Raw genomic sequence first — 23,865 nt, 5'->3', positions numbered from 1 at the left:
GCCTTCACGGACCGGTCAGGCCAGTTCGGCGCGGACCGTGCGGGCGGCCGCGACGAGGTTCCGCAGGGCCGGCTCGACCTCGGCGTAGCCGCGGGTCTTCAGGCCGCAGTCCGGGTTGACCCAGATCCGCTCGGCGGGCACGGCGCCGACCGCGGTCCGCAGCAGCCCGCTGACCTCGTCGACGCCGGGGACTCGCGGCGAGTGGATGTCGTAGACGCCCGGCCCGACGCCGCGGCCGAAGCCCGCCGCGCCGAGGTCGGTGACGACCTCCATCTTCGACCGCGCGGCCTCGATGCTGGTGACGTCGGCGTCGAGCGCGTCGATCGCCTTGACCACGTCGCCGAATTCCGAGTAGCACATATGCGTGTGGATCTGCGTCGCGTCGTCGATCCCGGACGTCGCGAGGCGGAACGACGAAACGGCCCACGCGAAGTACGCCTCATGCGCCGCGGCGCGCAGGGGGAGCAGTTCCCGCAGGGCAGGCTCATCCACCTGGATGACGCGGATGCCCGCTGCCTGGAGGTCGTGCACCTCGTCGCGGATGGCCAGCGCCACCTGGCGGGCGGTCTCGCCCAGCGGCTGGTCGTCGCGGACGAACGACCACGCCAGGATCGTCACCGGACCGGTCAGCATGCCCTTGACGGGTTTGTCGGTCAGGCTCTGCGCGTAGCGCGCCCACTCGACGGTCATCGGCTCGGGACGCGAGACGTCGCCGTACAGGATCGGCGGCCGCACGCAGCGCGAACCGTAGGACTGCACCCAGCCGAAGTCGGTGGCCGCGAAGCCCGCCAGCCGCTCGGCGAAGTACTGCACCATGTCGTTGCGCTCGGGCTCGCCATGCACCAGCACGTCCAGGCCGAGGTCTTCCTGCAGCCGGATGACGCGCCGGATCTCGGCCTTCATCGCGGCCTCGTAGCCCGCGTCGTCCAGCGAACCCGCCTTGTGCGCCGCCCGCGCTTTGCGGACCTCGGTGGTCTGCGGGAACGAGCCGATCGTGGTGCTCGGCAACGGCGGCAGATCCAGCGCGGCCTGCTGCGCCGCCGCGCGCCGGGCGTAGGGGGAGCGGACGGTGTCCTCCGGCCGCAGCGCCTCCAGCCGGGCGCGCACCCCGGAGTCGGCCAGATCGGCCGCCGCCGCGCGATCCGCGGCCGCGGCACGGGCGGTGGAGAGGTCGACCCCCTCTTCCTTCAGTGCGCGCCCGAGCAGGACGACCTCGTCGACCTTCTGCTTGGCGAAGGCGAGCCAGCCCTTGAGACGCGGGTGGAGCCCGTCCTCCCGCTCGACGTCGTAGGGCACGTGCAGCAGTGAGCACGACGTCGACACGCTGACCGACCGCGCGGTGCCCAGCAGGGTCGCCGCCCGGCTGAGAGCGCGGGCCGGATCCGTGCGCCACACGTTGCGTCCGTCCACGACACCGGCGAGAACCTCCTTGTCCCGCAAGGCGGGCTCGGCGGCGACAGCGTCCACAAAGGACTCATCGGTGACGAGGTCGACGGCGATCGCGTCGATCGGGGAACGGGCGAGCACGCCCAAGCCGCGACCGAGACCGCCGAAGTACCCGGCGACCAGGATCTTGGGCCGCGCGGTCTCCTTCGCGAGCCGGTGATAGGCGCGGATGAGCGCGTTGAGCTCCCGCTCGGTGCGGTCGGCCGCGAAGGCGGGCTCGTCGAACTGGACCCACTCGACGCCTTCGTCGTGCAGACGGCGCAGCAGCTCGACGTAGCCGTCGAGGAGGTCGTCGAGCAGGTCCAGCGGGCGGAAGCCCTCCGGAGCGGCCTCCGACGGCTTCGCGAGCAGCAGGAACGTCACCGGACCCACCAGCACCGGCCGGGTCTCGACGCCGACCGCGCGGGCCTCGCGGTATTCGTCGAGCGGTTTGGTGCCGGCGAGCGAGAACGTCGTGTCCGGGCCGAGTTCGGGGACGATGTAGTGGTAGTTCGTGTCGAACCACTTCGTCATCTCCATCGCCGGCGCGTCCTGCACCCCGCGTGCGGCGGCGAAGTAGGTGTCGAGCGGCGAGAGGCCGAGCGTGGTGAAGCGCTTCGGTAGCGCTCCGAACAGCTCGGCGGTGTCGAGCACTTGGTCGTAGTGGGAGAAGGTGTTGCAGGGGAAGGAATCCAGTCCCGCGGCCTTGAGTTCCCGCCAGGTCCGGGTGCGCAGCGCGCGGCCGGTGGCCAGCAGTTCGGCCTCGTCGATCTTGCCCGCCCAGTAGCGTTCGAGTGAACGCTTGAGTTCCCGGTCCGGTCCGATCCGGGGGTAGCCCAGCACTGTCGTGCCGATTTCGGTCACAGCTCTCTCCTCGCGAGCTTGTCGTGAGAGCCCGGAGCGCGCGCAGGAGTGACCGCCGTTCGGTCGCGCCCATCCCACGAGGCCCGGACTCACGCACGCCGTCGGCGCGCGTACCACGGGCAGGTCTTCGGACTCGTGGGCGACTCGCTCGCGCCTACCGGCCGTCGCTTCCCGGGACGCCATGCCCAGTGCTTTACCGTGTCTCGCACGGTGACGGCTTTCGTTCCCACATACCGCTGCGGGGCAGTCCCGGATTCGCACCGGGTTCCCTGTTACCTCGACCGGCCGGGGAGGCCGGGCGAACCAGTAGCACCCTGGAGCGTACCGAGGCGCGCCAGTGGCCCGCTGGACATGTGACGAACCGGACGCCACGCGTGACCAGACGGACGACACGCGTGATTGAACGACGAACTCGCGTGATCGGGGGCGTAACTCGGGTGATTGAGGGCGTAACTCGGGTGATTGAGGGCGTAACTCGCGTGTTTGGAAACGGAACACGCCGGGCGGAGGCCGCCCGGCGTGTCGTCCGTCTGATCACGTGAGTTCGCCGCTCAATCACGTGAGTTACGTGTCTGATCACGCGAGTTACGTGTCTGATCACGTGAGTTACGTGTTCGAGCGCGCGAGTTGCGTGTGGGGGGTCAGTCCCAGTCGAGGGCGCCGCCCGACTGGTACTCGATGACGCGGGTCTCGAAGAAGTTCTTCTCCTTCTTGAGGTCCATCGCCTCCGACATCCACGGGAACGGGTTCTCGGTCTCGCCGAAGATCGGCGCGAGACCGATCTGCTGCGCCCGCCGGTCGGTGATGAAGTGCATGTACTGCTCGATCAGCTCGGCCGAGAGCCCGAGCATGCCGCGCGGCATGGTGTCGCGGGCGTAGGCGACCTCGAGCTCGCACGCCTCGGTCAGCATGGTGCGGACCTCGGCCTGGAACTCCTCGGTCCACAGGTGCGGGTTCTCGATCTTGATCTGGTTGATGCAGTCGATGCCGAAGTTCAGGTGGATCGACTCGTCGCGCAGGATGTACTGGTACTGCTCGGCGATGCCGACCATCTTGTTCCGGCGGCCGAGCGAGAGGATCTGCGCGAAGCCGGTGTAGAACCACATGCCCTCGAAGATCACGTAGAACGCGACGAGGTCGCGCAGGAAGGCCTGGTCGGCTTCCGGCGTGCCGGTCTCGAAGTCCGGGTTCTCCAGGTTCTGCGTGTACTTCAGCGCCCACGCGTCCTTGTCCGAGATGGACGGGACCTCGCGGTACATGTTGAACAGCTCGCCCTCGACCAGGCCGAGGCTTTCGCAGATGTACTGGAAGGTGTGCGTGTGCACGGCCTCCTCGAACGCCTGGCGCAGCAGGTACTGGCGGCATTCGGGGTTGGTGATCTGCCGGTACACCGCGAGCACGATGTTGTTGGCCACCAGCGATTCCGCGGTGGCGAAGAAGCCGAGGTTGCGCTTGAGCATGGTGCGCTCGTCCTCGGTGAGGCCGTCGGGCGACTTCCACAGCGCGATGTCGGCCTGCATGGCGACCTCGGTCGGCATCCAGTGGTTGTTGCAGCCGGCGAGGTACTTCTCCCACGCCCAGGTGTACTTCATCGGCAGCAGCTGGTTGACGTCGGCGCGGGCGTTGATCATCCGCTTGTCGTCGACGTTGATGCGGGCGGCGCCGACTTCGATCTCACCGAGGCCGGTGGCGTCGGCGGAGGCGTCAAAGGTGGTCATAAAGGCTCACTTCACGTGTGGGTCGGGTGGGTCGTGAGTGGCGATTCGGGTTAGAACACGAATCGCCACTCACGACGGGCGGTCACTGGCAGGCTTCGCAGTCGGGGTCGTCGATCCGGCAGGCGGCGCCGTCGGTGGCGACGAAGTCGACGTCCGAGACCTGCGGCATCTCCTTCGGCTCCGGCTTGGCGGCCGGGGCGGTCACCGGGACGGCCGGGACCGCGGCGGCGGGCGACGGCGAGACCGCGGCGGAAGCCGACGGGGCGGGCGAAGCGGCGGGAGCCGGGGCCGGGGCGGCAGGCTTGGGTGCCGAAGGTGCGGCCGGGGCCGGGGTGGCCGAGACCGCGTTCAGCTTGCCGTCGGTGCCGCGCAGGGTGCTCTTCTCCACGTGCGTCGCGGACCGCGCCCGCAGGTAGTACGTGGTCTTGAGGCCCTTGTGCCAGGCGTAGCGGTACAGCTCGTCGAGCTTGCGGCCGCTGGGCGCCGCGATGTACAGGTTCAGCGACTGCGCCTGGTCGATCCACTTCTGGCGCCGCGAACCGGCGTCCACCAGCCACTTGGACTCGATCTCGAACGCGGTCGCGTACAGCGCCTTCAGGTCGTCCGGCACGCGGTCGATCTGGCCGAGGCTGCCGTCGAAGTACTTCAGGTCCGACACCATGACCTCGTCCCACAGCCCGCGCTCCTTGAGCGAGCGGACCAGGTGCGGGTTCACCACGGTGAAGTCACCGGACATGTTCGACTTGACGAACAGGTTCTGGAACAGCGGCTCGATCGACTGCCCGACCCCGCAGATGTTGGAGATCGTCGCGGTCGGCGCGATCGCCATCACGTTGGAGTTGCGCATACCGACGGTCTTGACCCGCTCGCGCAGCGGCGCCCAGTCCAAAGTGGACGAGGTGTCGACGTCGAGCGCGTCGCCCTGTCGCGCGTCGATCAGGAGCTGCATCGAGTCGATCGGCAGGATTCCCTTGCTCCACAAGGAACCCTCGAACGTCTGGTACTGGCCGCGCTCCTCGGCGAGGTCGGTCGAGGCCGAGATCGCGTAGTAGCTGATGTGCTCCATGCTGGTGTCCGCGAACTGGACGGCCTCGTCCGAGGACAGCGGGACACCGATCTCGAACAGCGCGTCCTGGAAGCCCATCAGGCCCAGCCCGATCGGGCGGTGGCGCAGGTTGGAGCGGCGCGCCTCCGGGATCGTGTAGAAGTTGATGTCGATCACGTTGTCGAGCATGCGGACGGCCGTGCGCACGGTCTTCTCGAGGCGCTTCGTGTCGAGGCCCTCGGGGGTGACGTGCTTGAGCAGGTTCACCGAGCCGAGGTTGCAGACCGCGACCTCGTCGGTGGTGGTGTTCAGCGTGATCTCGGTGCACAGGTTGGACGAGTGCACGACACCCACGTGCTGCTGCGGCGAACGCAGGTTGCACGGGTCCTTGAAGGTGATCCACGGGTGGCCGGTCTCGAACAGCATGGTCAGCATGCGGCGCCACAGGTCGACGGCGCGGACCTTGCGGAACACCTTCAGCTCGCCACGTTCGGCGGCGGCCTCGTACTCGCGGTAGCGCTCGGCGAACGCGTTGCCGTAGAGGTCGTGCAGGTCCGGGGTCTCGTTCGGCGAGAACAGCGTCCACTGCGCGTCGGCCTCGACGCGGCGCAGGAACTCGTCCGGCACCCAGTTCGCGGTGTTCATGTCGTGCGTGCGACGACGGTCGTCACCGGTGTTCTTGCGCAGGTCGAGGAATTCCTCGATGTCCACGTGCCAGGTCTCGAGGTACGCGCAGGCCGCGCCCTTGCGCTTGCCGCCCTGGTTCACCGCGACCGCGGTGTCGTTGGCGATCTTGAGGAACGGCACGACACCCTGCGACTGGCCGTTGGTGCCCTTGATGTGCGCGCCGAGGCCGCGGACCGGGGTCCAGTCGTTGCCGAGGCCGCCCGAGTACTTCGCCAGCAGCGCGTTGTTCTTGTACGCCTGGAAGATCGAGTCCAGGTCGTCGTCGACGGTGGTCAGGAAGCAGGACGACAGCTGCGGGCGCGTGGTGCCCGAGTTGAACAGCGTCGGGGTGGACGCCATGAAGTGGAACGTCGAGAGCAGCTCATAAAATTCGATCGCACGAGCTTCCCGGTCATCCTCGCGGATCGCCAGGCCCATCGCGACGCGCATGAAGAACGCCTGCGGCAGCTCGAAACGGACGCCGTCGTGGTGCTGGAAGTACCGGTCGTACAGGGTCTGCAGGCCGAGGAAGCCGAAGTCGAGGTCACGCTCGGCGCGGATGGCCGCGGTGATCTTGTCCAGGTCGAAGGTCTGCAGTTCGGGGTTGACCAGCTCCAGCTCGATGGCGCGCTTGAGGTAGTCGCGGAAGTACTGCGGGTACCGCGCGGTCATCTCGTCCTGGCTGGCCTGCTGCGGCACGCCCGCGAGGTAGCTGAGCGCCTCGCCGCGGAGCTTGTCCGCGAGCAGCCGGGCACTGACGTAGGAGTAGTTCGGCTCCTGCTCGACGAGCACGCGCGCGGCCATGATCTGGGCGAGGGCGAGTTCGTCGGCGCTGATGCCGTCGTAGACGTTGCGCTTGGTCTCGGCCAGCACCGGCTCGGCCGAAACGTCTTCGAGACCGGCGACGGCCTCGCCGACGACGTGCGAGACGCGGGCCCAGTCGAGCGGGCGGAGCGAGCCGTCGGCGGCCTTGACGCTGATGGCGACGTCGGACGAAGCGGGCTTCTCGGCCTCACGGGCCTTCGCACGCTCGTCGCGGTACAGGACGTACGCGCGGGCGACCTTGTGGTGCTCGCCGCGCATCAGCGCGAGCTCGACGATGTCCTGGATCTGCTCGATGTGCAGCGCGGTCTCGGGACCGGCGTGGCGGAGCAAGGTGGTCTCGATCTGCTCGGTCAATTCCTTGACCAGGTGGTGGATCCGCGACGAGGCGGCCGCGTCACCGCCCTCGACGGCGAGGAAGGCCTTGGTCACGGCGACCGAGATCTTGTTCGCGTCGAAGGGGGACACGCTGCCGTCCCGCCGGATGACTCGCACGGTCGCGGGCGTGGTGTCCGGGGACGAGGGCGGCCGCTGACCGGTATCGACTGACATGCGTCACTCCAAAAAGGGCGCGTTGAAGCACCACAAGGCCTCACAAGGCCGTGCGCTGCACGTTCACAAAGCTGTCCGGCAACCGCTCCCGAGCGGTCTCCCCGTCGCTGGGCGGTACCGGTTCCCAGAGACTACATGTAGGGGTCGGAGGCTGCACGTGCCCCAATGGGTGGCGTGTCGTCGGCTCACCCTGGCGGGTTAGACGATCACGCTGAGCGGCTGGTCAGCCGCCGAAGACGATCTTGAAATCGTGCAGGCAGGCGCTCAGCGCGGGCCGCTGACCGGCGAGGAAGCCGAACGGGCCGGACTCGTTGATCCGCCAGTCCGCGGCCGCCGGGCGCGGACGCGCCGTCGCCCGGACGGGGCTCCTTTTGAGACGGCCGTCCAGCATCTGGACGACGTCGAAGGCCGCCGGCATCCGCACCGGGAGACTCGGGCGGGGCGTGAAGGCCGCCGTCGCGATCCAGTCTTCGTGGGTGGCCGCCGAGGCCGTGAAGGTCCGCCCGTGCGTGAAATCGAGCGCGGCGAGATCCTTGGGGATGCCCCACAGCGCCCGCCCGCCGGCGAGCGAGACCTCGCTGTCGACCCAGATGTCGGTGATGGAGCTGGAGAGGCGTTCGCCGCGGACCGCGACGGTCGCCAGCAGCTCGTGATACCGAAGCTGTCCGGGCTCCTGGTAGTCGATCCACGCGGTGAACACCTGGGCGCGGCCGCCCAGCGCGATCGGCTCGACGCCGCCGGGCAGTTCCGGGAGTTCGCTCACCGGGACACGCCAGACCGACAGGTACGCCTGACCCGCCAGGTTCCAGGGCTCGGGGGGATAGGCGGTCACGAGTTCCGCCACGGCAGGTAAGCGGGCTGGTCGGTGTCGACGCGCATGGAGAACTCCGGTGGTCGTTTCTGCAGGAAGGACATGACCCCTTCGACCGCGTCCGGGCTGGAGCCCAGACCGCCGATCAGCCGGGAGTCCAGTTCGTGCACGGGGAACGGCGACTCCGCGCTCGCCATCCGGTACAGCAGCTGCCGGGTCACGGCGACCGACACCGGCGACGTGGTCGTGGCGATCTCGGTGGCGAGTTCGCGGGCCTTGCCGAGCACTTCTTCGGGCTCGTGGACACTGTGGACCAGCCCGGCGGCTTTCGCTTCTTCGGCGCCGAAGACGCGTCCGCTGATCATCCAGTCGAGTGCCGTGCCCATCCCGACGAGCCGCGGCAGGAACCACGCGGACGCGCCTTCGGGGTAGATCCCGCGGCGGACGAACACGAAGCCGAACCGGGAGTCCGTGGACGCGAGCCGGTAGTCGCAGGACAGCGTGATCGTGATGCCGCCGCCGACGGCCGCGCCCCGCAGGGCCGCGATCACCGGCTTGTTCATCGTGAAGATCCGTTTCGAGCAGCGTCCGGCCGGCTCCTGCCACGCCGCGTCCGGGCCGGACTCGGGGTCGAAGTCGAAACCGCCCTGCGAGAGGTCGGCGCCCACCGAGAAATCCTTGCCGTTGCCGGTCAGGATCACCACGCGGACGTCCTCGTCGCGGTCGGCCCGGTCCATCGCGTCGCCGAGTTCGTCGGCCATGCGGATGGTGTAGCCGTTGCGGGCCTCGGGCCGGTTGAGCGTGACCGTCGCGATGCGGTCGGCGACCTCGTAGGTGATTTCGGCGTACGCGCTCATGACGTGAAAGTAAGGCTACGTTGACAAGGTGTCAATAAGACGTCATTCGACGTCGTCCAGATGGTCCGCGTAGTACTCGACCGCCCGCCGGTATCGCCGGACCCCGTCGTCCGCGCTGGTCTCCGCCAGGACCTTCAGCAGGGTTCCCGCCGCCTCGCGCGCCTCGCCGACATTGTAGAGCGCCATCGCGAGGAACGTCCTGAGCGCCGCGTCGTCCGGGAACTCGCCGAGGCCGCGCCGCAACGTCGCGAGCGACTCGTCGTACCGGCCGAGGACGCGATAGGTGCTGCCGAGCCCGACGAACACGCCGTGTCTGTCCTCTGTGGACAGACCCTCGCCGGCGAGCGCCTGTTCGTAGAACGGGGCCGCTTCGGCTTCCAGCCCGGCCGAATCGTGCGCCCACGCGGTTTGATAGGCCATCACGGCGTCCCGTGGATTCTCCCCGGCCAATTCGATCAACCGCCGGCGTGCCTCGTCGGTGCCCTGCTCCCGCAGCCGGATCGCCTCGTTCACGCGGCGGCGCCGTCGAAGGGCGGGTAGGTCTCGCCGCCGACCCGTTCGGCCACGGCGATGTAGTCGGCCAGCGCGTCGCGCGACCGGTTCAGCTTGGCCAGCTGCTCGTCCAGGCGGCCGAGCCGCTCGCGCATCGCGGCCAGCAGCTCGGGGCAGCCGATCAGCTCGGGTTCCTCGCCGATCGCGCAGGGGAGCAGGTACGCGATGTCCTCGGACGACAGGCCGGCGGCGAGCAGATGGCGGATCTGCTTCACCCGCAGCAAAGCCGTCTCGTCGTACTCGCGATAGCCGTTCGGACCGCGGCTCGCCTCCAGGAGGCCTTGGGCTTCGTAGTAGCGCAACTGGTGGGCGTTGACGCCCGTCCGGTGACTCAGTTCACCGATCTTCATCGCTTTCCCCACTTGACCTTCATACCGGTATCAACGTTGACGATCGTGCCATGACAGACAACGAGAACACCCCGATTTCCGTCGTCGGCCTCGGTCTCATGGGCACCGCGCTCGCTCGCGCGTTCCTGAAGGCCGGGCATCCCACGACCGTGTGGAACCGCACCGCCGCCAAGGCGGACTCCCTGGTGGCCGAAGGCGCGCGGCTCGCGCCGACGATCGGCGACGCGCTCGGCCCGGGCGGCGTGACGGTCCTGTGCCTCACCGACTATTCCGCCGTGCGCGAACTGCTCGGCGACGCCGGGCTGGCGGGCACGACACTGGTCAACCTCACCTCGGGTGACTCCGCTCAGGCACGGGAAACCTCCGCCTGGGCCGAAAAACGGGGCGCCCGGTACGTGGACGGCGCGATCATGGCCATTCCGTCGGCGATCGGGACCGCCGAGGCGGTGATCCTGCTGAGCGGGCCGCGGCCGGACTTCGAGATCGGCGCGCTCGGCACGATCAGCTACCTCGGCGAGGACCCCGGGCTGGCTTCCCTGTACGACGTCGCCGGTCTGACGATGATGTGGAGTGTCCTGAACGCGTGGCTCCAGGGCACCGCGATGCTCAAGACGGCCGGTGTCGATGCCGCGACGTACGCACCCTTCGCGCAGCAGATCGCCGCGGGGGTGGCGGACTGGCTGCCCGGCTACGCGGAACAGATCGACAAGGGCTCCTTCCCGGCGGAGGTGTCGGCGCTGGAGACCGACGCGCGGGCGATGGCGCACATGGTCGAGGAGAGCGAGGCGCTGGGCGTGAACGCCGAACTGCCGAAGCTGATCAAGGCGATGGCCGACCGCGCGATCGCCGCGGGGCACGGCGGGGAGCAGTACCCGGTGCTGATCCGGGAATTCGAGCGGGCGGGGGAGTGAGGCGTGCCTTGAGTGCTTCCGGGTCACGCGTGCCGGCTGTCTGATCACGCGTGCCGTCCGGTTCGGTTCCGTGGGGTGGGGCGAAGGCGGTGTGTTGCGAAAGCCACTTTCGCAACGTCAGTGGTCTGCCGAGGTGGTTTGGACGCGTGCCGCGAAAGCCACTTTCGAGACGTGTGATGTCCCGAAAGTGGCTTTCGCGACATGAGCGCCGACGAGACCGCGAGCGGAGTGCCCGCCCGCCGGGCCTCGTTCGCCTTGCCCCCGTGGAAAGAACCGGAAGCTTCACGTGATTGGGCGGACGGCGGGTGTGATCAGGCGGACGACACGCGTGATTGGACGGACGTCACGGCTGTGACGCGGGCAACATACTGACCAGCTGAACATTTTGGTCAGTATGTTCGGAAGTATGACCGAGAGCGAAGCGGGACGGGTACTCGTCGTCGGAATGGGTGTCAGCGGGATCGCGACGGCGGCGCGGTTGCGCAAGGCCGGCTGGCGGCCGGTGCTGATCGAGAAGGCGCCGGAAAGGCGGTCCGGCGGGTACTTCGTCGCGCTGTTCGGCGCCGGGCAGACGGCCGCGCGAAGGCTCGGCATGGTCGGCGCCATCCACGACCGGGCCTCACTGGCGCAGGGCCTCGACCTCGCCCGTGACGGTTCGAGCCGTCCGGGGATGTCGTACGCCGACCTGCCCGGCAAGCCCTGGATGATGCTGCGGAGTGACGTCGAGAAGGCCGCCTTCGCCGTTCTCCCCGACGATGTGGAGATCCGGTACTCGACCGTCCCCACCGCCATCGAGCAGGACGCCGACGGTGTCGACGTCACCTTGCTCGACACCGCTTCGAACACCGCGACGACCGAACGCTTCGACCTCGTCGTCGGCGCGGACGGGCTGCGATCCACGGTGCGGTCGCTGGTGTTCGGGCCGCACGAGAAGTACTTGCGGCGGATGGGCTACATGGTCGCGGCCTTCCAGTACACCGGTACGCCCGACGGTCTCGCCCCCGGACAGGGCGCCACGCTGCTCGAACCGGACCGCTCGATGTGGGTCTTCGCGTTCTCCGACCACGACCCGACGATCATGCTGACCTATCGCACCGACGACGTCGACGCCGAATTCACCCGGCCACCCGCGGAACGCGTGCGCGCGGCGTTCGGCCCGCGGCCGCTCGGAAAGGTGCTCGGTGACGTCGTCGGCGCGCTGGAGTCCGCCGAAGACGTTCTGTTCGACTCCGTCGAGCAGGTGCGCCTGGACCGGTGGCATCAGGGACGCGTCGTCCTGATGGGTGACGCCGCCTGGTGCGTCACGCTCTACGCCGGCATGGGTGTCTCGTCCGGGCTCACCGGAGCCGACCTGCTCGGCGGCATGCTGGAACGGCACCCCGGTGACCTCGGCACCGCCCTCTCCGCATGGGAACGAGCACTGCGGCCGTACGTCGACCACTATCAGGACGGCGCGTTCGCCGACCGGAAGATCTTCGTCGTGGACAACCGGGCGCAGCTTCTGCTCCGGCGCGCGGTGCCGGTGCTGAGCCGCTTCAAGCTCGGCAAACGCCTGACCGACCGGATCATGCGGCTCGACGAGATCGCGCTGTACAAGAATGCGGATATCGTCGGCGCGATACCGGAGAGGACCACTGTTGGCGGAACTGCCTGAACACGGCTCGCCCAAGGCGGCGCGCATTCTGGCGGCGGCGGGCGAACTGCTCCTGAGCCGGGGCAGCAAGGGTGTCACCATCGCGGAGGTCGCCACCAAGGCCCACGTCGGCAAGGGCACCGTCTACCTGTACTGGAAGACCAAGGAAGACCTGCTGCTCGGCCTGATCAGCCGCGATTTCATCGCGCTCGCCGACGAGGTCGTCGCGGCGGTCACCGCGGACCCCGAGCTGGCCCGGCCGTCGCGGCTCGGCCCGAACATGCTGGAGGTCGCGGCCCGGCATCCGTACGTCAACGCGCTGCAGACCGGCGACGACGTCCTGCTCGGTGTCCTCGCCGACGACCCCCGGTCGGCGACCCTGCTCGAAACGCTGGGGGCGGGCGCGTTCCTGCACCACATCCTGCCCATCTGGCGGCGGCACGACCTCGCCAGGGACGACTGGGACGTGGCCGATCAGGCCTTCGCGTTGCAGGCCCTCCTCGCGGGTTTCCTGACGTCGGCCCCTTCTCTCCGGGGCAGGCTGCCGGTCGACGATCCCGCGCGAGTGTTCGCCGCGTCGATCACCGCGCTCCTCGGCCCCGAGCGGGCCACGCCGGAGCAGGTGAAGCTGGCGGCGGAAGAGGGCATCCGCTCGCTGGAGGGCGGACGTTCCGTCGCGCTGGGCATCATTTCCGGCTGACCGCGGGACAGCTTCTGCCGTTAAAACAATCAGGCGTGCTTGATTTTTCCGTCGCCGGGTGCCAGCCTGAGGGGGACGCGAGGAGGCGGGCATGGCTGACCTTGGCGTGATCCTTGGGGATCTCGCGGCGGAATCGCAGGCCATCGACGACGTGGTGGCGGAGCTGCCCGCGTCGGACTGGGCGAGGAAGACCCCGGCCGAAGGCTGGACGATCGCCCATCAGATCGCTCATCTGGCCTGGACGGACAAGAAGGCGCTGATCGCGGCGCGCGGATCCGAGGCCGAGTGGCAGGCCGAGATCGAAGGGCTCCTCGCGACGGGCGAGTCCTACGTCGACGACGGCGCGGCAGAGGGCGCGAAGACGCCGCCCCGCGACCTGCTGGCGGAGTGGCGCGCCGGCCGCGCGGAACTCGCCGACGCGCTCGCGGCGGTGCCCGACGGGCAGAAGATCCCTTGGTACGGCCCGCCGATGAGCGCCGCGTCGATGGTGACGGCGCGCCTGATGGAGACCTGGGCGCACGGTCAGGACATCTACGACGCGCTCGGCATCGAACGGGAGAACACGGCCAGGATCTGGCATATCGCCCGGTTCGGGACCCGCACCCGCGACTTCGCCTACAAACTCAACTCTCTCGCGCCGCCCACCGAAGAGTTCCGCGTCGAGCTGACCGCGCCCGACGGCACCACCTGGGCGTTCGGACCCGAGGACGCCCCGCAGCGGCTCACCGGGAGCGCGGTCGACTTCTGTCTCGTGATCACCCAGCGCCGTCACCCCGCCGACACCGACCTGGTCGCCACGGGCAAGGACGTCGAGGAATGGCTCGGGATCGCGCAGGCCTTCGCCGGGCCTCCCGGCGCCGGACGGAAGCCGGGGCAGTTCGCGTGACCCCGGCCCCGATCAGGATCGGCAACGCGTCCGGGTTCTACGGCGACCGGTTCTCCGCGGTCCACGAGATGCTCACCGGCGGCCCGCTCGACGTGCTGACCGGCGACTACCTGGCCGAGCTGACCATGCTCATCCTCGGCCGGGACCGGATGAAGGACCCGAACCGCGGCTACGCCAAGACCTTCCTGCGCCAGATGGAACAGAATCTCGCGCTGGCCAAGGAAAAGGGTGTCAAGATCGTCGCCAACGCCGGTGGGCTCAACCCCGCCGGGCTCGCGGACGCGCTCCGCGAACTCGCCGCGAAACTCGGCGTCGACATAGCGATCGCGCACGTCGAGGGCGACGACCTCATCCAGCGCGCGGAAGAGCTGGGCTTCGGCAAGACCTTGACCGCGAACGCCTATCTCGGCGCGTGGGGGATCGCGGAATGCCTGAACGCGGGCGCCGACATCGTGGTGACCGGGCGTGTCACCGACGCCTCGGTGATCGTCGGCCCGGCCGCCGCGCACTTCGGCTGGGCCCGCGACGACTACGACGCGCTGGCGGGCGCGGTCGCGGCCGGGCACGTGATCGAATGCGGCACACAGGCCACCGGCGGAAACTACGCCTTCTTCACCGAGCACGAGATCGGCGTCCCGGGGTTCCCGATCGCCGAGATCTCCGCCGATGGCTCCAGCGTGATCACCAAACACCCCGGCACCGGCGGTGTGGTGAACACCGGAACCGTTACGGCGCAACTGCTCTACGAGATCACCGGCGCCCGGTACGCCGGGCCGGACGTCACGGCGCGGTTCGACACGCTGACGCTCGCCGAGGACGGCCCGGACCGCGTCCGGATCAGTGGAGTCACCGGGGAACCGCCGCCTCCGACCCTGAAGGTCTGCCTCAACGGGCTCGGCGGTTTCCGCAACGAGACGACGTTCGTCCTCACCGGACTGGACATCGAGGCGAAAGCCGCACTGGTCAAGGAACAACTCGAAGGCGCGCTCAAGGCCAAGCCGCCGGCGGACGTCCAGTGGACCTTGGCCCGCACCGATCATCCCGACGCCGAGACCGAGCAGCAGGCGAGCGCGCTGCTGCACGTCGCGGTGAAGGACGCCGATCCGGAGGTCGCGGGGCGCGCGTTCAGCGGTGCGGCGATCGAACTGGCGCTGGCGAGCTACCCGGGCTTCCACGTCACCGCGCCGCCCGCGGCCGCCTCGCCCTACGGCGTGTACCGGCCCGCCTTCGTCGGCGCGCACGAGGTGCCGCACGTGGCCGTCCTGCCGGACGGAACACGCCGTGACATCGCGCCCGCCGCCGAAACGCTGCCACTGTCCGATGTGGACGAAGACCGGCTACCCGCGCCGTTCACTCAGGCGAAGGTCCGCCGCGCGCCGCTCGGCAGGGTGGCCGGCGCCCGCAGCGGTGACAAGGGCGGCAACGCGAACGTCGGTGTCTGGGCGCGCTCCGACGAGGCGTGGCGCTGGCTCGCGCACCGGCTCACCGTCACCGAGTTCAAACTGCTGCTCCCGGAGACCGCGGACCTCGAGGTCCGGCGGCACCTCCTGCCGAACCTGCGGGCGATCAACTTCGTCGTCGAGGGAATCCTCGGCGAGGGTGTCGCGTCGCAGGCGCGGTTCGACCCGCAGGCGAAGGCGCTCGGGGAATGGCTGCGCTCCCGCGAGATCGACATCCCGGAGGCCCTCCTGTGACCGACCCCTTCTCCACGCCGGAACGCGCCGAACTGCGCAAGACCGTGCGGCGGTTCGCCGAAACCGAGATCCTTCCCCACCTCGAAGACTGGGAACGTGTGGGCGAACTGCCCCGAGACCTGCACCGCAAGGCCGGGGAGCTCGGGCTGCTCGGTGTCGGCTTCCCCGAAGAGGTCGGCGGCGGAGGCGGCGACTACCTCGACGCGGTGGTCATCGCCGAGGAACTGCACTACGCGGGCGGTTCCGGCGGGCTGTTCGCCTCGCTGTTCACCTGTGGCATCGCCGTCCCGCATATCGCGGCGGCCGGCGATCCGGTGCAGATCGAACGCTGGGTCCGGCCGACGCTGGAAGGCCACAAGATCGGCTCGCTCGCGGTCACCGAACCCGACGGCGGCTCCGACGTCGCCGGGATCCGCACCACCGCGGTGCGCGAGGGCGACGAGTACGTCATCAACGGCGCCAAGACCTTCATCACCTCGGGTTGCCGCGCCGACTTCGTGACCACCGTGGTCCGCACCGGTGAGGCGGGCGCCCACGGGATCTCGCTCATCGTCGTCGAACGCGGCACGCCGGGATTCACCGTCTCCCGCAAGCTGGAGAAGATGGGCTGGCTGTGCTCGGACACCGCCGAGCTGTCCTATGTGGACGTCCGCGTGCCCGCCGAAAACCTGATCGGCGCCGAGAACAGCGGATTCGCTCAGGTCGCCACGCAGTTCGTCACCGAGCGGGTCTCGCTGGCCGTGCAGGGCTACGCGCACGCTCAGCGGGCGCTCGACCTGACGCTGGACTGGTGCCGCCTGCGCGAGACCTTCGGCCGTCCGCTGATCTCCCGCCAGCTGGTGCAGCACAAACTCACCGAGATGGCCCGCAAGATCGACGTGGCCCGCACCTACACCCGGCAGGTCGCCCAGCGGCACGTCGCGGGAGAAGAGGTCATCGCCGAAGCCTGTTTCGCGAAGAACACCGCCGTCGAGACCGCCGAATGGGTGGTCAACGAGGCCGTGCAGCTGCACGGCGGACTCGGCTACATGCGGGAGTCCGAAGTGGAGCGTCACTACCGTGACGTGCGCATCCTCGGCATCGGCGGCGGGACCAACGAGATCCTCACCGGCTTGGCCGCGAAGCGATTGGGATACACCGCATGAGCACGATCAGGTCCACTGTGGACACGCGGAGCGAAGAGTTCGCCGCCAACCGCGAGTCCATGCTCGGCAAACTCGCCGAGATCGACGGCGAGCACGCCAAGGCGATCGCGGGCGGCGGCGAGAAGTACGTCGCCCGCCACCGCAAACGCGGCAAGCTGCTGGCCCGTGAGCGCATCGAGCTCCTCCTCGACGAGGACTCGCCGTTCTTGGAGCTGTCGCCGCTGGCGGCCTGGGGTTCGGACTACCAGGTCGGCGCCAGCGTGATCACCGGCATCGGCGTCGTCGAAGGCGTCGAATGCATGATCTCCGCGAGCGACCCGACGGTCAAAGGCGGGGCGAGCAACCCGTGGACGGCCAAGAAGAGCTACCGCGCCGCGGACATCGCCGCGCAGAACCGCCTGCCGGTGATCAACCTCGTCGAGTCCGGCGGGGCGGATCTGCCGACGCAGAAGGAGATCTTCATCCCCGGCGGCCGGATCTTCCGCGACCTCACGCGGTCTTCGGCGGCGAAGGTGCCCACGATCGCGCTGGTGTTCGGCAACTCGACCGCGGGCGGCGCGTACCTGCCCGGCATGTCGGACTACGTCGTGATGGTCAAAGAGCGGGCGAAGGTGTTCCTCGGCGGCCCGCCGCTGGTCAAGATGGCGACCGGCGAGGAGTCCGACGACGAATCGCTCGGCGGCGCCGAGATGCACGCCCGCACCTCGGGGCTCGCCGACTACCTCGCGGCGGACGAAGAGGACGCGATCCGGCTCGGCCGCAGCATCGTCAAACGGCTCAACTGGACCAAACAAGGCCCGACGCCCAAGCCGGATTACGCGGAACCGTTGTACTCCGCCGAAGACCTGCTCGGCATCGTGCCCACCGATCTCAAGGTGCCGTTCGATCCGCGCGAGGTGATCGCCAGGGTCGCCGACGGTTCGGACTTCGACGAGTTCAAACCCTTGTACGGCAGCAGCCTCGCCACCGGCTGGGCGAGTATCCACGGCTACCCGGTCGGCATCCTCGCCAACGCGCAGGGCGTGCTGTTCGGCGAGGAATCCCAAAAGGCCGCGCAGTTCATCCAGCTGGCCAACCAGATCGACACGCCGCTGGTCTTCCTGCACAACACCACCGGCTACATGGTCGGCAAGGAATACGAGCAGAGCGGCATCATCAAACACGGCGCGATGATGATCAACGCCGTATCGAACTCGAAGGTGCCGCATCTGTCGGTGCTCATGGGCGCCTCGTACGGCGCCGGGCACTACGGAATGTGCGGCCGTGCCTACGATCCCCGGTTCCTCTTCGCCTGGCCCAGCGCGAAATCCGCGGTGATGGGGCCGCAGCAGCTGGCGGGCGTGCTGTCCATCGTGGCCCGTGCCGCCGCCGCGTCGCGCGGGCAGGAGTACAACGAGGAGCACGACGCCGCCATGCGCGCCATGGTGGAGGGCCAGATCGAGGCCGAGTCGATGCCGATGTTCCTCTCCGGGATGCTCTACGACGACGGGATCATCGATCCCCGCGACACCCGCACGGTGCTCGGGCTCAGCCTGTCCGTGATCCACAATGGACCAGTGAAGGGCGCCGAGGGCTTCGGCGTCTTCAGGATGTGAGCGGCATGATCGAGAAACTTCTGGTCGCCAACCGCGGTGAGATCGCCCGCCGCGTGTTCCGCACCTGCCGCGACGCCGGGATCGGCACGGTCGCGGTGTTCTCCGACGCGGACGCCGACGCGCCGCACACCGCCGAGGCGGACGTCGCCGTCCGCCTGCCGGGCAACGCGCCCGCCGACACGTACCTGCGTGCCGAACTGCTGATCAAGGCCGCCGTCGAGACCGGCGCCGACGCGATCCACCCCGGCTACGGTTTCCTGTCCGAGAACGCCGCGTTCGCCCGTGCCGTGATCGACGCCGGGCTGACCTGGGTCGGCCCGCCGCCGGAAGCCATCGAGAGCATGGGCTCCAAGGTCGAGTCCAAGCGGATGATGGCCGAAGCCGGTGTCCCCATCCTGTCCGAACTGGACCCGGCCGAGGTCACCGAGGCCGACCTTCCCTTGCTGGTCAAGGCGTCCGCCGGAGGTGGCGGACGCGGGATGCGCGTGGTGCGCACGCTCGGCGAACTCGCGGAAGCCGTCGAAGGCGCGAGCGCTGAGGCCGCGTCGGCGTTCGGCGACCCGACCGTGTTCTGCGAGCGGTACCTGGAGACCGGCCGTCACATCGAGGTCCAGGTGCTCGCCGACACCCACGGCACGGTGTGGGCGGTGGGGGAGCGCGAATGTTCGATCCAGCGCCGTCACCAGAAGGTCGTCGAGGAAGCGCCGTCGCCGTTCGTCGACGAAGCCATGCGGGAGGCGCTGTTCGACGCCGCGCGCAAGGCCGCGCAGGCGATCGACTACGTCGGCGCCGGGACGGTCGAGTTCCTCGCCGGTCCGGACGGGCGGTTCTACTTCCTGGAGATGAACACCCGGCTCCAGGTGGAACATCCGGTCACCGAGGCCACGACCGGGCTCGACCTCGTTTCGCTGCAGTTGCGGATCGCGGAGGGCGAGCACCTCCCGATCGACGAGCCGGAGACGCGCGGTCACGCGATCGAGGTCCGGCTCTACGCCGAGGACCCGGCCGCGGGCTGGCAGCCGCAGAGTGGGACCTTGCACCGGTTCGAGCTTCCCGCGGCACAGCGGGAATTCGAGGTCGGTCCGGGTGTCCGGCTGGACTCCGGGTTCGTCAGCGGACAGACCGTCGGCGTGCACTACGACCCGATGCTCGCCAAGGTCATCGCCTACGCCCCGGATCGCCGGAGCGCGGCACGGGCACTGGCCGGGGCGTTGGCCGGTGCGGAGATCCACGGCGTGGTGACCAACCGCGACCTGCTGGTGAACGTGTTGCGCCATGAGGCTTTCCTCGCCGGAGAGACCGACACGGCGTTCTTCGACCGGCATGGACTCGAAACCCTGTCCCGTCCACTGGCCACTGTGGACACTGTACGGATTTCCGCGCTGGCCGCCGCTTTGGCGGGCGCGGCCGCGAACCGTTCGGAAGCGCGGGTGCAGAGCCAGCTGCCGAGCGGCTGGCGCAACGTGCGCTCGCAAGGGCAGCGCAAACGTTTTCGTCATGGCGACGACGAGATCGAGGTCGGCTACAGCCTCGGCCGGGACGGTCTGCGCGCCGACGGTTTCGAGGGTGTCGAACTGGTTTCCGCCGAAAGCGGCGCCGTCGTCCTGGAAGTCTCCGGGGTGCGGCGCAAGTTCACCGTCGCCCGATACGGCGACACGGTGTACGTCGATTCGCCGGAAGGCGCCGTCGAACTGGGCGTGGTGCCGAGGTACACCGATCCCGACGCGGCGCTCGCCGCCGGATCGCTGGTGGCGCCGATGCCGGGCACGGTGGTCCGGCTCGCGGTCGAGGCGGGCGACACCGTCAAGACCGGCGATCCGTTGCTGTGGCTCGAAGCGATGAAGATGGAACACCGGATCGCGGCACCGGCCGACGGCGTCGTGACGGAACTCCCGGTGGTGGTCGGACAACAGGTCGAAGTGGGCACGATCCTCGCGGTGGTAGGAGAGAACGAATGAACGCGATGAACTTCACCGAGCCCGAGGAGCGCGTCGCGCTGCGGGCCGCGGTCGCCGAACTCGGCAAGAAGTACGGGCACGAGTACTACGCGAAACAGGCCCGTGCCGGGCTCAAGACCGACGAGCTGTGGGCCGAGGCCGGACGGCTCGGCTACCTCGGCGTGAACCTGCCCGAGGAATACGGCGGCGGGGGAGCGGGGATCGCGGATCTCGCCGCGGTGCTCGAAGAACTGGCCGCGGCGGGCTGCCCGCTGCTGCTCATGGTCGTCTCGCCGGCGATCTGCGGCACGGTCATCTCGCGGTTCGGCACCGAGGAGCAGAAGAAGCGCTGGCTGCCCGGGATCGCCGACGGCAGCGGCCGGATGGTCTTCGCGATCACCGAACCGGACGCCGGGTCGAACTCGCACAAGATCACCACCACCGCGAAACGCGACGCCGACGGCTGGGTCCTCAGCGGACGGAAGGTCTACATCTCCGGTGTCGACGAGGCGGACGCCGTCCTGGTCGTCGGCCGCACCGAGGACGCGAAGACCGGCAAGCTCAAGCCCGCGCTGTTCACCGTCCCGACCGACACGCCCGGCTTCGAGTACAAGCAGATCGACATGGACATCGTCTCGCCGGAGAAGCAGTTCGGCCTGTTCCTCGACGACGTCCACCTGCCCGCCGACGCGCTGGTCGGCGAGGAGGACGCGGCGATCGCGCAGCTGTTCGCCGGGCTCAACCCCGAACGCATCATGGGCGCGTCGTTCTCGCTCGGCATCGCGCGCTACGCGCTGGGCAAGGCCGTCGGCTACGCCAACGAGCGCAAGGTGTGGGGCGCGCCGATCGGCACCCACCAGGGCCTCGCGCATCCACTGGCCGAGATCAAGATCGAACTGGAACTGGCCAAGCTCATGACGCAGAAGGCCGCGTCGCTCTACGACTCCGGCGACGACTTCGGCGCGGGCGAGTCGGCGAACATGGCGAAGTACGCCGCCGCCGAGGTCGCCATCCGCGCGGTCGACCAGGCCGTGCAGACCCACGGCGGCAACGGGCTCGCCAGCGAATACGGGCTGGGCACGCTGGTCACGGCCGTCCGGCTGGGCCGGATCGCGCCGGTGAGCCGTGAGATGGTGCTCAACTTCGTCGGCCAGCACAGCCTCGGCCTGCCCCGCTCCTACTGAGAGGCCAGCCCCATGAGCACTCTCCACGGCAAGACGATCATCGTCTCCGGCGGCAGCCGCGGGATCGGCGAGGCGATCGCGGTCCGCGCCGCCCGCGACGGAGCGAACATCGCCCTGCTCGCGAAGACCGCCGAGCCGCATCCGAAGCTGCCCGGCACGCTCTACACCGCCGCCAAGGCGATCGAGGACGCCGGCGGGCAGGCGTTGCCGATCGTCGGCGACGTCCGGGACGACACGTCGGTCGAGGCCGCGATCGCGCGGACCGCGGAGCAGTTCGGCGGGATCGACATCGTGCTCAACAACGCCAGCGCGATCGACCTGACCCCGACCGAAGCGGTCAGCATGAAGCGTTACGACCTGATGCAGGACGTCAACGCGCGTGGGTCGTTCCTGCTGTCGAAACTCGCCATCCCGTACCTGAAGCTCGCGGAGAACCCGCATATCCTCACACTGTCGCCGCCGATCAGCCTCGACGAGAAGTGGTTCCAGGCCGGGCATCTCGCCTACAGCATCGCGAAGTACTCGATGAGCCTGGTGACCGTCGGGCTCGCCGCGGAACTGCGGCGGTACGGGATCGCGGCGAACTCGCTGTGGCCGCGGACGACGATCGACACCGCGGCGATCCGCAACGTCGTCGGCGCGGAACTGGCGGCCAAGTCGCGGACGCCGGAGATCATGGCGGACGCGGCGCACGCGATCCTCACCAAACCGAGCCGCGAAGCGTCCGGGCATTTCTACATCGACGACGAGGTGCTCGCCGCCGAAGGGGTCACGGACTTCTCGAAGTACCGCATCGGCGAGCGGGAGGAAGACCTGCAGCTCGATTTCTGGGTCGAGAGCCGCACCCCGTGATTCGCGAACCACAGCAGGAGCGCAGCCGCACGACCCGGCGGCGGCTGGTCGAGGCCGCCGTCGAGACGATCGGGGAGCTGGGCTGGAACGGGACCACCGTCGCGCTGATCGCCGAACGCGCCGGGGTCTCGCGCGGTGCCGCCCAGCACCACTTCCCGACCAGGGAGGATCTGGTCGCGGCCGCGGTCGAGCATGTCGGTGAGATCCAGATCGTGGAACTGCGTGCCCGCGCGGCGGAGCTGCCGTCGGGGCGGTCTCGGATCGAGCGGGCCGTCGACATGGTGCTCAACCTCTACAGCGGGCCGCTGTTCCGTGCCGCGCTCCACCTGTGGGTCGCGGCGTCGACCGACGAGTCGCTGCGCGCGACCCTGGTACCGCTGGAGGCGCGGGTCGGGCGGGAAGCGCACCGGGTGACCGTCGAGCTGCTCGGCGTCGACGAGTCCCACAAGGGCGTTCGCGAGCTGGTCCAGGCCACTCTCGATCTTGCCCGCGGCCTGGGGCTGGCGAACCTGCTGACCGACGACACGAAGCGGCGCAAGCAGATCGTTGCCCAGTGGGCACGGGTACTGGAGCCGCCCCTGGCGTCGGCGAAGATCTCACGGAACCAAGAAGTCACCGACAACGTCTGAGATCTTGTTAACACTGATGGAGCAGCGATCGATAACACGGTGTGAGTGCTGCTGATTCAGGTGGCTGATCGAGAGAGGTCCAGTCCGGTGTCCGGTTCAGAGGTCGAACTGTCCCATCGCGCGATGGCGATGCTGCGAGCGGTCGCGGCGCGCCGTGCCCAGATGTCGTGCAGCTGCGAGCCGGATCTCTTCATCGACGGGTTCGCCTGCTGCGATCAGATGACCGCGCACGCGCTGGCCCGCGGCGGGTACATCCGCCCCGGCGAGTCCACCGGTCCCGCCGCGGTCACCGGCCGGGTGCCCGCCGAGCTGACCGAGGCGGGCGAAGCCGCCATCGCGGTCACCGCGGCCGCCTGACCCTTCACCGCATCGTCTGTCCGCAGTGGACGACGACCGTTTACAACCACCTCCCGCCTTCCTAGGATCCTCCCCGGGATGAGGCCGTCGCCGTCGAGCGGCGGACCGGGTAGGGAGGTGCCGATGGCACGCACGGCTCGCCATGACGGCGGCGGGGACGCCCTGAGCGAGTTGATGCGCAAAGCCGGCGCGGCACCCCGCCGCCGGGGTCCGCGCGGGCCGAAGCACCGGGCCCCGGACGCGGCTTCCGGGAGCGGGAGGATCCGGCGGATCTCTGCGCTGTCGGCGGGCGGTGTCTTCGTCGGCGGACTGCTGGCCGTGCTGCTCACTCCCGGCGAACAGGCCGCGGTCGTCCCGGGGATCCCGCTCCCGCCGCCGTCGCTGACCATCGCTCCGCAGGCCGTCGAGGTCCCGGACGACGCGGCGGCTTCGCCCGTCCCGTCGGGACCTTCGGGCGGCAGTGTCGCCCCTCCGCCGCCGATGACCGCGTCGATGCACGGCTCGGAGACACCGTCCCCGACACCCACGCCGCCCGCGCCGCCGGAGGAACGGCCGGATCCGCGCGCCGGTCACCACGAGTGGTACTACGACTGGAATCACGGCGGATATCCCGGTGGTGGCCGGTGGCCGCAGTGGGGCCGATAGCGCCGATCGGGTGATCGGCGGCGTCGCACATCGTC

At 69.2% G+C, this 23,865-nt stretch carries 20 protein-coding genes and 1 riboswitch; of the genes, 13 read left to right on the top strand and 7 right to left on the bottom strand.

Annotated elements, in window-relative coordinates; translation table 11 throughout:
• Positions 1–15: 15 nt before the first annotated feature.
• The 7 genes from metE to NQK81_RS07795 all read right to left on the bottom strand — a co-directional run bounded on the left by metE (position 16) and on the right by NQK81_RS07795 (position 9,662).
• Positions 16–2,289 carry a 5-methyltetrahydropteroyltriglutamate--homocysteine S-methyltransferase gene (gene metE / locus NQK81_RS07825; protein WP_257487681.1) on the bottom strand — a complete coding sequence of 758 codons (2,274 nt, stop codon included), beginning with the start codon at positions 2,287–2,289 and terminating at the stop codon, positions 16–18.
• A 101-nt stretch (positions 2,290–2,390) separates the two neighbouring features.
• A riboswitch (cobalamin riboswitch) is annotated at positions 2,391–2,612 on the bottom strand.
• Between the two features lie 318 nt (positions 2,613–2,930).
• On the bottom strand, positions 2,931–4,007 hold the full coding sequence (locus tag NQK81_RS07820; protein WP_126731854.1) for a ribonucleotide-diphosphate reductase subunit beta: 1,077 nt from the start codon (positions 4,005–4,007) through the stop codon (positions 2,931–2,933).
• 82 nt (positions 4,008–4,089) lie between these two features.
• Entirely contained in the window at positions 4,090–7,092 is a 3,003-nt protein-coding gene (locus NQK81_RS07815) for a ribonucleoside-diphosphate reductase subunit alpha (RefSeq protein ID WP_257487680.1), read from the bottom strand.
• A 223-nt stretch (positions 7,093–7,315) separates the two neighbouring features.
• Positions 7,316–7,924 (bottom strand): acetoacetate decarboxylase family protein, encoded by a 609-nt coding sequence (locus tag NQK81_RS07810; RefSeq protein ID WP_257487679.1) that lies wholly within the window; start codon positions 7,922–7,924, stop codon positions 7,316–7,318.
• The gene (locus tag NQK81_RS07805; protein ID WP_126731858.1) at positions 7,921–8,760 is read right to left on the bottom strand and encodes an enoyl-CoA hydratase-related protein; all 840 of its coding nucleotides are present in this window, start codon (positions 8,758–8,760) and stop codon (positions 7,921–7,923) included. Before NQK81_RS07805 ends, NQK81_RS07810 begins: the two co-directional genes overlap by 4 nt.
• Positions 8,761–8,802: 42 nt before the next feature.
• The gene (locus tag NQK81_RS07800; RefSeq protein WP_257487678.1) at positions 8,803–9,273 is read right to left on the bottom strand and encodes a tetratricopeptide repeat protein; all 471 of its coding nucleotides are present in this window, start codon (positions 9,271–9,273) and stop codon (positions 8,803–8,805) included.
• Positions 9,270–9,662 carry a MerR family transcriptional regulator gene (locus NQK81_RS07795; protein WP_126731861.1) on the bottom strand — a complete coding sequence of 131 codons (393 nt, stop codon included), beginning with the start codon at positions 9,660–9,662 and terminating at the stop codon, positions 9,270–9,272. The genes NQK81_RS07800 and NQK81_RS07795 overlap by 4 nt, the downstream gene beginning before the upstream one ends.
• 50 nt (positions 9,663–9,712) lie before the next feature.
• On the opposite strand from NQK81_RS07795, the gene NQK81_RS07790 reads away from it, so the two are divergent.
• From NQK81_RS07790 to NQK81_RS07730, 13 genes are all read left to right on the top strand, one after another.
• A complete protein-coding gene (locus NQK81_RS07790) occupies positions 9,713–10,573 on the top strand; it encodes an NAD(P)-dependent oxidoreductase (RefSeq protein WP_257487677.1) in 861 nt (286 codons plus the stop codon).
• A gap of 406 nt (positions 10,574–10,979) precedes the next feature.
• Positions 10,980–12,227 (top strand): FAD-dependent monooxygenase, encoded by a 1,248-nt coding sequence (locus NQK81_RS07785; protein ID WP_257487676.1) that lies wholly within the window; start codon positions 10,980–10,982, stop codon positions 12,225–12,227.
• Positions 12,211–12,906: a TetR/AcrR family transcriptional regulator gene (locus NQK81_RS07780; protein WP_257487675.1), complete on the top strand. Its 696-nt coding sequence runs from the start codon at positions 12,211–12,213 to the stop codon at positions 12,904–12,906. Before NQK81_RS07785 ends, NQK81_RS07780 begins: the two co-directional genes overlap by 17 nt.
• 91 nt (positions 12,907–12,997) lie before the next feature.
• The gene (locus NQK81_RS07775; RefSeq protein WP_257487674.1) at positions 12,998–13,792 is read left to right on the top strand and encodes a TIGR03084 family metal-binding protein; all 795 of its coding nucleotides are present in this window, start codon (positions 12,998–13,000) and stop codon (positions 13,790–13,792) included.
• Between the two features lie 68 nt (positions 13,793–13,860).
• Positions 13,861–15,486 carry an acyclic terpene utilization AtuA family protein gene (locus NQK81_RS07770; protein WP_443092896.1) on the top strand — a complete coding sequence of 542 codons (1,626 nt, stop codon included), beginning with the start codon at positions 13,861–13,863 and terminating at the stop codon, positions 15,484–15,486.
• Complete coding sequence (locus NQK81_RS07765; protein WP_257487672.1) at positions 15,483–16,631, top strand: acyl-CoA dehydrogenase family protein; 1,149 nt, start codon at positions 15,483–15,485, stop codon at positions 16,629–16,631. The genes NQK81_RS07770 and NQK81_RS07765 overlap by 4 nt, the downstream gene beginning before the upstream one ends.
• Complete coding sequence (locus NQK81_RS07760) at positions 16,628–18,226, top strand: acyl-CoA carboxylase subunit beta (protein ID WP_257487671.1); 1,599 nt, start codon at positions 16,628–16,630, stop codon at positions 18,224–18,226. The genes NQK81_RS07765 and NQK81_RS07760 overlap by 4 nt, the downstream gene beginning before the upstream one ends.
• Before the next feature lie 5 nt (positions 18,227–18,231).
• Positions 18,232–20,184, top strand: a complete 1,953-nt coding sequence (locus NQK81_RS07755) for an ATP-binding protein (protein ID WP_257487670.1) — start codon at positions 18,232–18,234, stop codon at positions 20,182–20,184.
• Positions 20,181–21,347, top strand: a complete 1,167-nt coding sequence (locus tag NQK81_RS07750) for an acyl-CoA dehydrogenase family protein (RefSeq protein ID WP_126731871.1) — start codon at positions 20,181–20,183, stop codon at positions 21,345–21,347. The genes NQK81_RS07755 and NQK81_RS07750 overlap by 4 nt, the downstream gene beginning before the upstream one ends.
• Positions 21,348–21,359: 12 nt before the next feature.
• On the top strand, positions 21,360–22,199 hold the full coding sequence (locus NQK81_RS07745) for an SDR family oxidoreductase (RefSeq protein ID WP_257487669.1): 840 nt from the start codon (positions 21,360–21,362) through the stop codon (positions 22,197–22,199).
• Positions 22,196–22,828, top strand: a complete 633-nt coding sequence (locus NQK81_RS07740; RefSeq protein WP_126731874.1) for a TetR/AcrR family transcriptional regulator — start codon at positions 22,196–22,198, stop codon at positions 22,826–22,828. The genes NQK81_RS07745 and NQK81_RS07740 overlap by 4 nt, the downstream gene beginning before the upstream one ends.
• Before the next feature lie 87 nt (positions 22,829–22,915).
• Positions 22,916–23,185 (top strand): hypothetical protein, encoded by a 270-nt coding sequence (locus tag NQK81_RS07735; RefSeq protein WP_126731876.1) that lies wholly within the window; start codon positions 22,916–22,918, stop codon positions 23,183–23,185.
• 123 nt (positions 23,186–23,308) lie between these two features.
• Positions 23,309–23,830 (top strand): hypothetical protein, encoded by a 522-nt coding sequence (locus NQK81_RS07730; RefSeq protein WP_257487668.1) that lies wholly within the window; start codon positions 23,309–23,311, stop codon positions 23,828–23,830.
• The last annotated feature ends 35 nt before the right edge of the window (positions 23,831–23,865 follow it).

Origin of the sequence: Amycolatopsis roodepoortensis (assembly GCF_024628825.1) — a bacterium.
Lineage (GTDB): Bacteria > Actinomycetota > Actinomycetes > Mycobacteriales > Pseudonocardiaceae > Amycolatopsis > Amycolatopsis roodepoortensis.
The sequence above is the reverse complement of the archived record's forward strand: the minus strand, read 5'-3'. Positions and strand labels throughout refer to the sequence as shown.

Coding starts and splice junctions, on each gene's coding strand:
- NQK81_RS07805 (WP_126731858.1), bottom strand. CDS start 8,760: ATGAGCGCGTACGCCGAAATCACCTACGAGGTCGCCGACCGCATCGCG.
- NQK81_RS07760 (WP_257487671.1), top strand. CDS start 16,628: ATGAGCACGATCAGGTCCACTGTGGACACGCGGAGCGAAGAGTTCGCC.
- NQK81_RS07750 (WP_126731871.1), top strand. CDS start 20,181: ATGAACGCGATGAACTTCACCGAGCCCGAGGAGCGCGTCGCGCTGCGG.
- NQK81_RS07795 (WP_126731861.1), bottom strand. CDS start 9,662: ATGAAGATCGGTGAACTGAGTCACCGGACGGGCGTCAACGCCCACCAG.
- NQK81_RS07820 (WP_126731854.1), bottom strand. CDS start 4,007: ATGACCACCTTTGACGCCTCCGCCGACGCCACCGGCCTCGGTGAGATC.
- NQK81_RS07755 (WP_257487670.1), top strand. CDS start 18,232: ATGATCGAGAAACTTCTGGTCGCCAACCGCGGTGAGATCGCCCGCCGC.
- NQK81_RS07785 (WP_257487676.1), top strand. CDS start 10,980: ATGACCGAGAGCGAAGCGGGACGGGTACTCGTCGTCGGAATGGGTGTC.
- NQK81_RS07730 (WP_257487668.1), top strand. CDS start 23,309: ATGGCACGCACGGCTCGCCATGACGGCGGCGGGGACGCCCTGAGCGAG.
- NQK81_RS07815 (WP_257487680.1), bottom strand. CDS start 7,092: ATGTCAGTCGATACCGGTCAGCGGCCGCCCTCGTCCCCGGACACCACG.
- NQK81_RS07775 (WP_257487674.1), top strand. CDS start 12,998: ATGGCTGACCTTGGCGTGATCCTTGGGGATCTCGCGGCGGAATCGCAG.
- NQK81_RS07745 (WP_257487669.1), top strand. CDS start 21,360: ATGAGCACTCTCCACGGCAAGACGATCATCGTCTCCGGCGGCAGCCGC.
- NQK81_RS07770 (WP_443092896.1), top strand. CDS start 13,861: ATGCTCACCGGCGGCCCGCTCGACGTGCTGACCGGCGACTACCTGGCC.
- NQK81_RS07790 (WP_257487677.1), top strand. CDS start 9,713: ATGACAGACAACGAGAACACCCCGATTTCCGTCGTCGGCCTCGGTCTC.